This window comes from Pseudomonas sp. NBRC 111130, assembly GCF_001320485.1.
Classification (GTDB): domain Bacteria; phylum Pseudomonadota; class Gammaproteobacteria; order Pseudomonadales; family Pseudomonadaceae; genus Aquipseudomonas; species Aquipseudomonas vlassakiae.
This window is the reverse complement of record NZ_BCBG01000107.1, coordinates 20,056-31,132: the sequence shown is the minus strand read 5'-3', so window position 1 is coordinate 31,132 and position 11,077 is coordinate 20,056. Positions and strand designations below refer to the sequence as shown.

At 63.7% G+C, this 11,077-nt stretch carries 10 protein-coding genes; 5 read left to right on the top strand and 5 right to left on the bottom strand.

Annotated features, from left to right (window positions below):
- Window positions 1-2: 2 nt before the first annotated feature.
- Window positions 3-800 (top strand): EamA family transporter, encoded by a 798-nt coding sequence (locus APH33_RS26150; protein WP_054887936.1) that lies wholly within the window; start codon window positions 3-5, stop codon window positions 798-800.
- A gap of 28 nt (window positions 801-828) precedes the next feature.
- A complete protein-coding gene (locus tag APH33_RS26145) occupies window positions 829-1,215 on the top strand; it encodes an MAPEG family protein (RefSeq protein WP_054887935.1) in 387 nt (128 codons plus the stop codon).
- 109 nt (window positions 1,216-1,324) lie between these two features.
- Here the strand turns inward: APH33_RS26145 and APH33_RS26140 are convergent, their stop codons facing one another.
- Window positions 1,325-2,476: a murein transglycosylase A gene (locus APH33_RS26140; protein WP_054887934.1), complete on the bottom strand. Its 1,152-nt coding sequence runs from the start codon at window positions 2,474-2,476 to the stop codon at window positions 1,325-1,327.
- 119 nt (window positions 2,477-2,595) lie between these two features.
- Between APH33_RS26140 and APH33_RS26135 the strand changes: the two genes are divergently transcribed.
- Entirely contained in the window at window positions 2,596-3,042 is a 447-nt protein-coding gene (locus tag APH33_RS26135; RefSeq protein ID WP_054887933.1) for a cytochrome c, read from the top strand.
- Window positions 3,043-3,071: 29 nt separating this feature from the next.
- Here the strand turns inward: APH33_RS26135 and APH33_RS26130 are convergent, their stop codons facing one another.
- The 4 genes from APH33_RS26130 to APH33_RS26115 all read right to left on the bottom strand — a co-directional run bounded on the left by APH33_RS26130 (window position 3,072) and on the right by APH33_RS26115 (window position 7,634).
- A complete protein-coding gene (locus APH33_RS26130) occupies window positions 3,072-3,464 on the bottom strand; it encodes a DUF1090 domain-containing protein (protein ID WP_054887932.1) in 393 nt (130 codons plus the stop codon).
- A 131-nt stretch (window positions 3,465-3,595) separates the two neighbouring features.
- Window positions 3,596-5,287, bottom strand: coding sequence for an NAD-dependent DNA ligase LigB (ligB, locus tag APH33_RS26125; RefSeq protein ID WP_054887931.1), 1,692 nt, complete (start codon window positions 5,285-5,287; stop codon window positions 3,596-3,598).
- Window positions 5,288-5,431: 144 nt separating this feature from the next.
- Window positions 5,432-6,622 carry a methionine adenosyltransferase gene (gene metK / locus APH33_RS26120; RefSeq protein ID WP_054887930.1) on the bottom strand — a complete coding sequence of 397 codons (1,191 nt, stop codon included), beginning with the start codon at window positions 6,620-6,622 and terminating at the stop codon, window positions 5,432-5,434.
- A 19-nt stretch (window positions 6,623-6,641) separates the two neighbouring features.
- Window positions 6,642-7,634, bottom strand: a complete 993-nt coding sequence (locus APH33_RS26115; RefSeq protein WP_054887929.1) for a metalloregulator ArsR/SmtB family transcription factor — start codon at window positions 7,632-7,634, stop codon at window positions 6,642-6,644.
- A gap of 226 nt (window positions 7,635-7,860) precedes the next feature.
- Between APH33_RS26115 and tkt the strand changes: the two genes are divergently transcribed.
- Window positions 7,861-9,858 (top strand): transketolase, encoded by a 1,998-nt coding sequence (gene tkt, locus APH33_RS26110; protein ID WP_054887928.1) that lies wholly within the window; start codon window positions 7,861-7,863, stop codon window positions 9,856-9,858.
- A 151-nt stretch (window positions 9,859-10,009) separates the two neighbouring features.
- The gene (epd, locus tag APH33_RS26105; RefSeq protein WP_054887927.1) at window positions 10,010-11,071 is read left to right on the top strand and encodes an erythrose-4-phosphate dehydrogenase; all 1,062 of its coding nucleotides are present in this window, start codon (window positions 10,010-10,012) and stop codon (window positions 11,069-11,071) included.
- The last annotated feature ends 6 nt before the right edge of the window (window positions 11,072-11,077 follow it).

Here is an 11,077-nt window from a genome sequence, read left to right as displayed (position 1 = left end):
TGCTGCACGCGACCTGGAACACCTTGATCAAATTCAGCGCCGAGCGCCTGCTGGTGATCGCCAGCATGGACGTCGTGGCGTTGCTGTTCGCCGTGTGCGCCGTGGCCTTCACCGAGTTTCCGCCCGCCGAGATCTGGCCTTGGCTGCTGGCTTCGGCGCTGGCCGAGCAGTTGTACCGATTCCTGCTGATCCAGGCCTATCGGGTCGGTGACCTGGGGCTGGTCTATCCTCTGATGCGCGGCCTGTCGCCGCTGGTGGTACTGGGGCTGACCCTGGCGTTTGCCGGTGAGTCGCTCAGCTCGCAGCAGATCATCGGCATCCTGCTGATCCCGTGTGGCATGGCTTGCCTGTTGTGGCAGGGCGGCGGCGGTGACCGGTTGCCGTGGTCGATGCTGCCGGTGGTTGCGCTGATCGGGCTGTGTATCGGTTGCTACACCTGGTTCGATGGCCAGGCGGTGCGTTTGTGGGGCAAGCCTTGGGACTACCTGGTGTGGTTGACGCTGCTCAGCGCCTGGCCATTCCCGCTACTGGCCAGCGTGGCGCGGCGGGCGCCGTTCGTGCTGTTCTGGCGCACACAATGGCGCTTGGGGTTGGCAGTGGGCTTTTGCGTACTGTTCAGTTACGCACTGGTGCTGTGGGCCATGCACCTGGGGTCGGTGGCCGAGGCGGCGGCCCTGCGCGAGTTGAGTGTGATCCTGGTGGTGCTGATGGGCATGCGCTACCTCAAAGAACCTTTTGGCGGGCCGAGACTCCTAGCTTGCGGGCTGGTCCTGGCAGGCATGCTGGTGATGAAGCTCTGACCTCTCGATCGAACAAGGAATCCAGTCCATGACCGTTGCCCTGTGGTGCATTCTCATCGCGTTGTTTCTGGCGCCACTGTGCGCATTGATCGCCAAGGTGTCGAGCGGCCGCTTTGGCCTCAAGGACAATCACGACCCGCGCGCCTTCCTCGACACGCTGTCGGGCTTGCCGCGCCGCGCACATGCTGCCCAGCAAAATAGCTACGAGGCTTTTCCGGCGTTTGCGGCGGCGGTGCTGGTGGCCGATATCGTCGGTAATGCCGAGCAGGTGACCCAGGATGTACTGGGTGTGATGTATATCACCAGTCGCCTGCTCTACATCATCTGCTATCTGGCGGACTGGGCGGCGCTGCGTTCGCTGGTTTGGGTTGCCGGGTTGGCGTTGATCGTTTCGTTCTTCGTGGTTTCAGTCTGAGGCCGAGTCGCCTGCTTCGCGGGCTTGCCCACACACAGGTACAGCGCAGCAGTCGAGGGCTGTGGCGTACCTGTGGGAGCGGGCGAGCCCGCGAAGAATCCACCGCCGATCAAAGCACTTTAGGCACCTCAGGCAGCGCCTTGCCCTTGGGCCACAGCATCCAGATCTGCCCCTGCTGCTTCATGTTCCCGGCCAGCTCACCGGCCTCTGGCCCGGTCCCCCAGAACAGGTCGGCACGCACTTCCCCGGCAATCGCTCCACCCGTGTCCTGGGCCGCCACCGGGCGTACCACCGGCGACCCATCCGGGCGCGTGGTAGACAGCCACAGCAGGCTACCCAGCGGAATCACCTTGCGGTCGATGGCCACGCTATATCCAGCGGTGAGCGGCACGTTCAGCGAGCCGCGAGGCCCTTCGTTGCTGTCCGGGCGAGTACTGAAGAACACATAACTCGGGTTGCTGGCCAACAGTTCCGGCACGCGCTGCGGGTTGGCCATGGCCCAGGCGTGGATGCTGCCCATGGTCACGTCTTCTTTTTTCAACTGGCCTTGCTCCACCAGCCAGCGGCCGATTGGCCGGTAGGGGTGACCGTTCTGGTCGGCGTAGCCCAGCCGCAGTTGGCGGCCATCCTCCAGCTGGATCCGGCCCGAACCCTGGATCTGCAGGAATTGCAGGTCCATCGGATCGGTCAGCCAGGCCAGCACAGGCGCCTTGACCCCATCGCGGCTGATCACCTCGGCGGTGTCGTAGGGTTTGAGCACGCGACCGTCCAGGCGGCCACGCAGGCGCTTGCCCTTGAGTTCGGGGTATACGCTGGCCAGATCGACCACGATCATGTCTTCGGGTACGCCATAGACCGCCACGTGGGCCGCTTCGGTGCGCTTCAGGCTGCCGGGGTATACCGGCTCGTAGTAGCCGGTGATCAGGCCGTTGGCGTTGTTGTCGGCGGCACGCAGGCCATACACCTGCAGGTTCTGCTCAAGGAACGTGCGTACCTGGGTGGCACTCGCCGTGTCGCTGCCGGCCGCTTCACAGGTGGCGGCCCACACCGTGTCGCGCTTGAGTTTCTCGCAGCCGCTGCGCCAGGCGTAGAAGCCGGCCAGCAGGTCTTCATCGCTGACCGCAGGCAGGTCTTTCCAGGTAGCAGGGACATAGGTAGCAATGGCGTGAGGCTCGGGCTTGGCGTTTTCGCCGCCGTTGCAGCCGGCCAGCAGGGCGAGTGCCGGGAGTGTCCAGGCCAGATGGCGCAGGGCAGATTTCATCAATGATTACCTGTGGCTGGCGAACATGAAGATTCGCCCTTGTGTTTTATGTGGCTATTGGTCTTTGCCTGGCAGGCAGCGATACTGACCGCCCCTTTGTGTAGGCTCAAGTGACCGTGATGTTCAAGCGATTGACCGTTGTACTGCTCGCTGCCCTTGCCCTGACGGCCTGTGACCGGGTCGACCCTAATTCGCCGCTGGGCAAACGCAAGGCAATATTCAAGGACATGCTCAAGACCAGCGAAGACATGGGCGGCATGTTGCGCGGCCGCTTGCCCTTCGACGGGGTGAAGTTCGCCGCGGGTGCGTTGAAGCTCGATGGCTTGGCCCATGCGCCGTGGCAGCATTTTCCGCAAGCGCGGGACGAGGGTGACAGTAGTGCCCGACCGGAAGTGTGGGAACGTCAGGCGCGCTTCCATGACCTTGCCCGGCAACTGGAGAGCGTGACCGGTGAGTTGGTTGACGTGACCCGGACCCAGCCGTTGGACGCGGCGCAACTGAAGGCGCCGATGGACAAGGTCGAGGCGGCGTGCAAGGCGTGTCATAGCGAATTCCGCAACCATTGATCGCCTGCGTCAACAGGCGATCAGGCAGATCAGCGATCCAGGTCGTCCACCGCTTCCTGCAGTTCTTTACGAGACTCGGCAAGCTTGTCCTTGCGCTTGTTGATCTTTTCCGCGTCGCCTTTTTTCTCGGCCTTCTTCAGGTCCTTCTCGCGCTGCGCCACCTCGTGACGGGCATCGAGCACTTTCTGCTCGCGCTCTTTGCGCAGGCCGGCGTCGGTGCAATGCTCAACGCCGCGCAATGCTTCCTCGAGCCCAGCAACCTGATCGCTGTTACCGTGGTCGCGGGCGATTTTCAGCTGGTTCTCGATGGCACTGCGCTTGGCGGCGCAACCGGTCAGGCCCTCGTCGGGCTGGGCGGCTTGGGCAGCGCCAGCAGCCAGGCCAAGCGTGGTCAGCAGTGCCAGGGTGGAAAACATGTTCATCAAAGCCTCCTTGAGGGGGCGGGGCAGCAAAAGATGGAGCAAATCCTGCCTTGGTTTTGCCTATATAGGAACCCTTGGTGGATATTTCTGAAGTGATCCAGACAATTTCCTACAACGGATTTTGTTAAAACTCATTGCCTCACACCGGTGGCAGCCGCAGGGAACCCCTGGATGCCGCTTTCGCTCAGCTGCTCCGCCAGGGCCTGCACCTGCTCGGCCGCAAAAAATGCGTGCAGGTGGCTGGCGCGGGATGCGCCAATACCGGGCAAGGCTTGCCATTGCGTGGCTGAACGCTGGGTTAGGGTTGCCCAGTCCTCCTCGAGTGGAAGATTGCGCGGTACTGGCACGCCAAGACCGCTGACCCACTGGGCGAAAGGCCTGCTGCGGCCAGCCTCGAAGCTTTGTTGCAGGCGCCTGGCGCGGGTATCGCTGATGCCAGGTAGCTGGGCCAGTCGCTCGGCGTCCAGCGCCAGCCAGTCTGCCAGCGTTGCCACCTGCCCGCCTCGTACCAGTCGTCGCCATGTGCCGGGCCCGGTGCCCGGCATGGCCAGGCCCTGTTTGCCGCTGAGCCAGGTGAGCCGAGCAATGAACTGGTCTTCACAGCCTTCGCCAGCCTGCCAGCATGTCAAAGCGTTGTATTGATCTGGCGCAGGTGCCGTAACCGCATCGCGCTCGGTGGCGCGCAGCACTACCTGCTCGAAGCGCGGGATGGTCAGCCCCGCCAGGCTGATGGCTACCTGGTCTCCCGGGCGAATGTCGAGTGCCTGCCAGCGAGCCAGGGAGCCCAGGCTTACCTGGGTAACCAGGCGGTCGTCGAGCCGAACTGGCTGCAGCTTCAGCACCGGTGTGATTCGCCCCGTGCGGCCTATGCGAAAGCGCACGTCACGTACTTCGGCCAACGCCCGGGCAAAGGGGTGCTTCCAGGCGGCAATCCAGTACGGCGCATTGGTTTGCCAGCGTTCGGCGGATGGCCGTGCGTTCTGACGCAGGATCACCCCATCCGTGGCGAACGGCAGGGCAGAGCGATACCAATGCTCGCGCCAGTGTGCCGCCTCGCCAGCGCTGCTGATGGCCACGCTGTAGCGCTGGCTATCGGGAAAACCCAGCGCAGCCAGCTGAGCCACTCGCTCGCCCTGATCGCTTGGCCCTTGCGGCCAGTCCCAGACAAACAGCGCAATGCCCGCGCCTTGTTCACGAGCGAGTTGCTTGCGCGCCAGCAAGCCCGCGACGGTGCCGCGCGCGTTGACGCTACCTTGCTGCGCTTGCACATGATCAACCAGCCGCAGGTACAGCTCACCTTGCAGAATCAGATCAACGGGGTTGGGCAACTGCTGGTTGATACCTTGCAGAACTTCGATATGTCGGCTCCAGTCATGTCCCTGGTTGCCATCACCACGGCTGAGCAACTGCACCAGCCTGCCTTGGCGATAGACCAGGGTCACGGCGACGCCATCGACCTTCGGCTGCAGCCAGACGCCTGTCTTGCCGACCATCCATTGGCTCACGGCCTGTTCATCCGAGAGCTTGTCGACACCGGTGTGGCGGATCGGGTGGGCAATTGGCCCGCGTGCGCTGGCTAAGGAGTCCAGCTCGCTCTCCAGGGCGAAACACCCTTGCAGGTGCAGCAGGCGTTGCCGGCTCTGGTCATAAACTTCATCGGCCACCAGGGATTCGCCCAGACGATGGTAGTGATCATCCCACTGGCTGACCGCCTCGCGCAGGCGTGTGACTTCGGCGCGTGCCCGCTCGGCAGGCCAGGCCGGGCAGCCAGCGGCGTGCGCGTTGAACGAAAAAGCGAGCAGAAACAGGAACAGCAACGGCATGGCCAGCATCCTTGCTTGGCGGAGGGGAAGCCTCAGCCTAGGCAACGGCAGCGCGTGTTGCGCCGCGCAGTTGTCAGCCGATATGTCACAAAAAAGCCCCTGCCGATCACTCGGCAGGGGCTTTCAGTTACCGCTGCAGGAAAATTACAGGCCGGCAGCGTCACGCAGCGCCTGGGCGCGGTCGGTGCGTTCCCAGGTGAAGGTGGTGAAGGTGTCGTCGCCGACGGTCTTCTGCTGCGGCTCGCGGCCGAAGTGGCCGTAGGCCGCGGTTTCCTGGTACATCGGGTGCAGCAGGTCGAGCATCTTGGTGATGGCGTAAGGGCGCAGGTCGAAGCACTCGCGTACGATCTGGATGATCTTGTCGTCGGACACCTTGCCGGTGCCGAAGGTGTTGATCGAGATGGAGGTCGGCTGGGCCACGCCGATGGCGTAGGACACCTGGATCTCGCAACGTTCGGCCAGGCCGGCGGCAACGATGTTCTTGGCCACGTAGCGGCCGGCGTAGGCGGCGGAGCGGTCGACCTTGGAAGGGTCCTTGCCGGAGAACGCGCCACCACCGTGACGGGCCATGCCGCCGTAGGAGTCGACGATGATCTTGCGGCCGGTCAGGCCGCAGTCGCCCACCGGGCCACCGATGATGAAGTTGCCGGTCGGGTTGATGTGGAACTGGGTGCCCTTGTGCAGCAGTTCGGCCGGCAGGGTGTGCTTGACGATCAGCTCCATCACGGCTTCCTGCAGGTCTTTCTGCGAGACCTCAGGGTTATGCTGGGTCGACAGGACCACGGCGTCGATACCGACCACTTTGCCGTTTTCGTAGCGGCAGGTGACCTGGGACTTGGCGTCCGGGCGCAGCCACGGCAGCAGGCCGGACTTGCGTGCTTCGGCCTGGCGCTCGACCAGGCGGTGCGAGAAGCAGATCGGTGCTGGCATCAGCACGTCGGTTTCGTTGCTGGCATAGCCGAACATCAGGCCCTGGTCGCCTGCGCCCTGGTCTTCCGGCTTGGAGCGGTCGACGCCCTGGGCGATGTCCACCGACTGCTTGCCGATGATGTTCATCACCGCGCAGGTGGCGCCGTCGAAGCCGACGTCGGAGCTGTTGTAGCCGATATCGATGATGACCTTGCGCACCAGCTCTTCCAGGTCTACCCAGGCTGAAGTGGTGACCTCGCCGGCGATGATGGCGACACCGGTCTTGACCAGGGTTTCGCAGGCAACGCGGGCGTACTTGTCCTGGGCAATGATGGCATCAAGGACCGCGTCCGAAATCTGGTCGGCGATCTTGTCCGGATGCCCTTCGGACACGGACTCGGAGGTGAAAAGGGAGTATTCGCTCATCTCGACGGGTTCCTAAAATTTACCGATGGTGAGTGTCGCCAGCCGTCCGCTGAAAATGGCGGACCTGGATCTGGAAACCGTTACGCAAGCCCACATAGAGGCTGTCCCCGGGGGCAAGCCCGGCTGCTGTGGCCCAACGGGCCAGGTCGTCCTGTTCGAAGCCGAGCCAGAGGTCGCCGCAGGCTTCCCGCGCCCAACCCTGGTCATGGCTGCACAGTTCGGTGACCAGCAGGCTGCCGCCTGCCTTCACCCGTTTGGCCAGCTGGCGCAGGGCCAGGGCCGGGTCGCTGAAATGGTGCAGGACCATGTTCAGCACAACGCAGTCGGCTTCCACATCCGTTGCACCCAGTGCATCGGCCAACTGCAGGTTTACATTACCCAGGCGTTCGCGTTCGCAGACCTGGCGCGCCAGCTCGAGCATGGTCGGGCTGTTGTCCAGGGCCGTGACCTGGGCGAAACGCCGTGCCAGGTCTGGCAGGAAACCGCCATCGCCGGGGCCGACCTCCAGCGCGCTGGCGGTCGGCGCGAAGTTCAGTTTGTCGAGCAGCGCCAGCAGGCTCTCGCGGTATTGCGGCAAGCCGGCGATGAGGTCTTGCTGGGCGCGGAATTTTTCTTCCACGCGCAAGAAGAAGTCCTGGCTGGTGGCGGCGCGGCGCTGCTGTACCTGGGCGATACGGGCCTGGACATCCTCCGGCAAGGTCAGGTCGTCGACCTCATCGAGCAGGGCCATGTGCAGGCGCCCGCCGAAGCGCTGGCCGTCGGGCAGGGCACGACGGTAGAAGATCGCATTGCCTTCGCGCCGCGTGGCCACCAGCTCGGCCTGGGCCAGTACCTTGAGGTGATGGCTCATGCCCGACTGGCCGATGTCGAAGATCTGCGCCAGTTCCAGCACGCCGAACGAATCACTGGCCAGGGCGCGCAATACATTCAGGCGCAGCGCATCGCCACTGGCCTTGCACAGGGCGGCCAGTGTGTCGCTTTGCTGAGGGATCGGTTGCGCACGGAGGTTCATGGGACGGCAGTCTAGACAGGCAGGGCTGCCCCCGCAAGGCCAATATCAAAAAGTTTTGATATTGGCTGATGGGCGGGTGCGTCTGGCGGTTTTTTCGCCGTTATGCAGGCCAATCACAGGAAAATCCCCCAACTGCGACCATCCGTCATTGCCCCCAGCCCCCGCACTGGGCGAAAATGGCCGCCTTTTTCGTGACACCACCTATTCAAGCCCCAGGAGATCAGCGATGCCCAGCCGTCGTGAACGTGCCAACGCCATTCGTGCCCTCAGCATGGATGCCGTGCAAAAGGCCAACAGCGGCCACCCAGGTGCCCCCATGGGCATGGCGGATATCGCCGAAGTGCTTTGGCGCGACTACATGAAGCACAACCCGAGCAACCCGGATTTCGCCGACCGTGACCGCTTCGTGCTGTCCAACGGCCACGGCTCGATGCTCATCTATTCGCTGCTGCACCTGACCGGCTACGATCTGTCGATCGACGACCTCAAGGCCTTCCGCCAGCTGCACAGCCGCACCCCGGGCCACCCGGAATACGGCTACACCCCTGGCGTCGAGACCACCACCGGGCCGCTCGGCCAAGGCATTGCCAACGCCGTGGGCTTCGCCCTGGCCGAGAAAGTGCTGGCCGCCCAGTTCAACCGTGACGGCCACACCATCGTCGACCACCACACCTATGTGTTCCTCGGCGACGGCTGCATGATGGAAGGTATCTCCCATGAAGTCGCCTCGCTGGCCGGCACCCTGGGCCTGAACAAGCTGATCGCCTTCTACGACGACAACGGCATCTCCATCGACGGCGAAGTGCACGGCTGGTTCACCGACAATACCCCGGCGCGTTTCGAAGCCTACAACTGGCAGGTGATCCGTAACGTCAACGGTCATGATGCCGATGAAATCAAGATGGCCATCGAGACCGCGCGCAAGAGCGACCGTCCGACCCTGATCTGCTGCAAGACCATCATCGGTTTCGGTTCGCCGAACAAGCAGGGCAAGGAAGACTGCCACGGCGCGCCGCTGGGCAACGACGAAATCGCCCTGGCCCGCAAGGAACTGAACTGGAACCACGGTCCGTTCGAAATTCCGGCCGACATCTACGCCGAATGGGATGCCAAGGCTGCCGGCGCCAAGGCCGAAGCCGACTGGAACCAGCGTTTCGACGCCTACGCCAAGGCCTACCCGGAGCTGGCTGCCGAGTTCAAGCGCCGTGCCAGCGGCGAGCTGCCGGCCGACTTCAGCGAGAAGGCCCAGGCGTACATCAACGAAGTGGCCGCCAAAGGCGAAACCATTGCCAGCCGCAAGGCCAGCCAGAACGCGCTGAACGCCTTCGGCCCGTTGCTGCCTGAGTTCCTCGGCGGTTCGGCTGACCTGGCCGGCTCCAACCTGACCCTGTGGAAGGGCTGCAAGGGCGTCGAAGCCAATGATGCCAGCGGCAATTACGTGTTCTACGGCGTGCGCGAGTTCGGCATGACCGCCATCATGAACGGCGTCGCCCTGCACGGTGGCCTGGTGCCTTACGGCGCGACCTTCCTGATGTTCATGGAATACGCCCGCAATGCCGTGCGCATGTCGGCCCTGATGAAGCAGCGCGTGATCCACGTCTATACCCACGACTCCATCGGCCTGGGCGAAGACGGCCCGACTCACCAGCCGATCGAGCAGCTGACCAGCCTGCGCAGCACACCGAACCTGGACACCTGGCGCCCAGCCGACGCGGTCGAATCGGCCGTATCGTGGAAAAACGCCCTGGAGCGCAAGGACGGCCCATCGGCACTGATCTTCTCGCGTCAGAACCTGCAGCACCAGGATCGCGACGCCCAGCAGATCGCCAACATCAGCCGCGGCGGCTACGTGCTCAAGGATTGCGCTGGCGAGCCTGAGCTGATCCTGATCGCCACCGGTTCGGAAGTGGGCCTGGCCGTTCAGGCGCACGCCAAACTGACCGAGCAGGGCCGCAAGGTGCGCGTGGTTTCCATGCCTTGCACCAGCGTGTTCGATGTCCAGGACGCCGCCTACAAGCAATCGGTGCTGCCGGTCGAAGTCGCGGCACGTATCGCCATCGAAGCCGCCCACGCGGACTTCTGGTACAAGTACGTCGGCCTGGAAGGCCGCATCATCGGCATGACCACCTACGGTGAGTCGGCGCCGGCCGCTGCACTGTTCGAGGAATTCGGCTTCACCCTGGAGAACATCCTGGGTACCGCCGAAGAGCTGCTGGAAGACTGATACAGGCGTAAGGCGAGGGCTTCGCCCTCGTTTCGCGACACAAGGCCGCTCCTACAGGGTACTGCGTACGCCGTTCCTTGTGGGAGCGGCCTTGCGTCGCGATGGGCCGCAAGGCGGCCCCAACAGCCATCATGCGTTAGCGAGCCACCCAATGCCCCACCCGCGTCCCTACAAAGTTGCACTCAACGGTTACGGCCGCATCGGCCGCTGTGTCCTGCGCGCACTGTTCGAGCGGGGGGCAAAGGCCGGTTTCGAGATCGTAGCGCTGAACGACCTGGCCGATCAGGCCAGCATCGAATACCTGACACGCTTCGACTCCACCCACGGGCGATTCCCCGGCGAGGTGAAGGTCGACGGCGACTGTCTGCATATCAATGGCGACTGCGTGAAGGTCATGCGCAGCGCCACCCCTGAAGGCATCGACTGGGCCGCCCTGGGCATCGACCTGGTGCTGGAGTGCTCCGGTGTCTATCACACCCGCGCCGATGGCCAGCGTTTCCTCGACGCTGGCGCGCCGCGCGTATTGTTCTCGCAGCCGATGGCCAGCGAGGCCGATGTCGATGCCACCGTGGTCTATGGCATCAACCAGGATTGCCTGACGGGCCACGAACGCCTGGTCTCCAACGCCTCTTGCACCACCAATTGCGGCGTCCCGCTGTTGCGCGTGCTGGACCAGGCATTCGGCATCGAGTATGTGCAGATCACCACCATCCACTCGGCGATGAACGATCAGCCGGTGATCGATGCCTATCACCACGAGGACCTGCGCCGCACGCGCTCGGCCTTCCAGTCGGTGATTCCGGTGTCCACGGGGCTGGCGCGCGGTATCGAGCGCTTGCTTCCGGAACTTGCCGGGCGAATCCAGGCCAAAGCGGTACGCGTGCCGACTGTCAACGTCTCCTGCCTGGACATCACCCTGCAGACCGCCCGCGACACCAGTGCGGCCGAGGTCAACCGGGTGTTGCGCGAGGCCGCGCAGAGCGGCCCGCTGAAAGGCTTGCTGGCCTATACCGAGTTGCCTCACGCCAGCTGTGATTTCAACCATGACCCGCATTCGGCGATCGTCGATGCCAGCCAGACCCGCGTTTCAGGCCCACGCCTGGTGAACTTGCTGGCTTGGTTCGACAATGAATGGGGTTTTGCCAACCGTATGCTCGACGTTGCCGAACACTATCTGCACGTCGTCCACCCAACCCGCAGCAAACAGCCCTGAAGGACT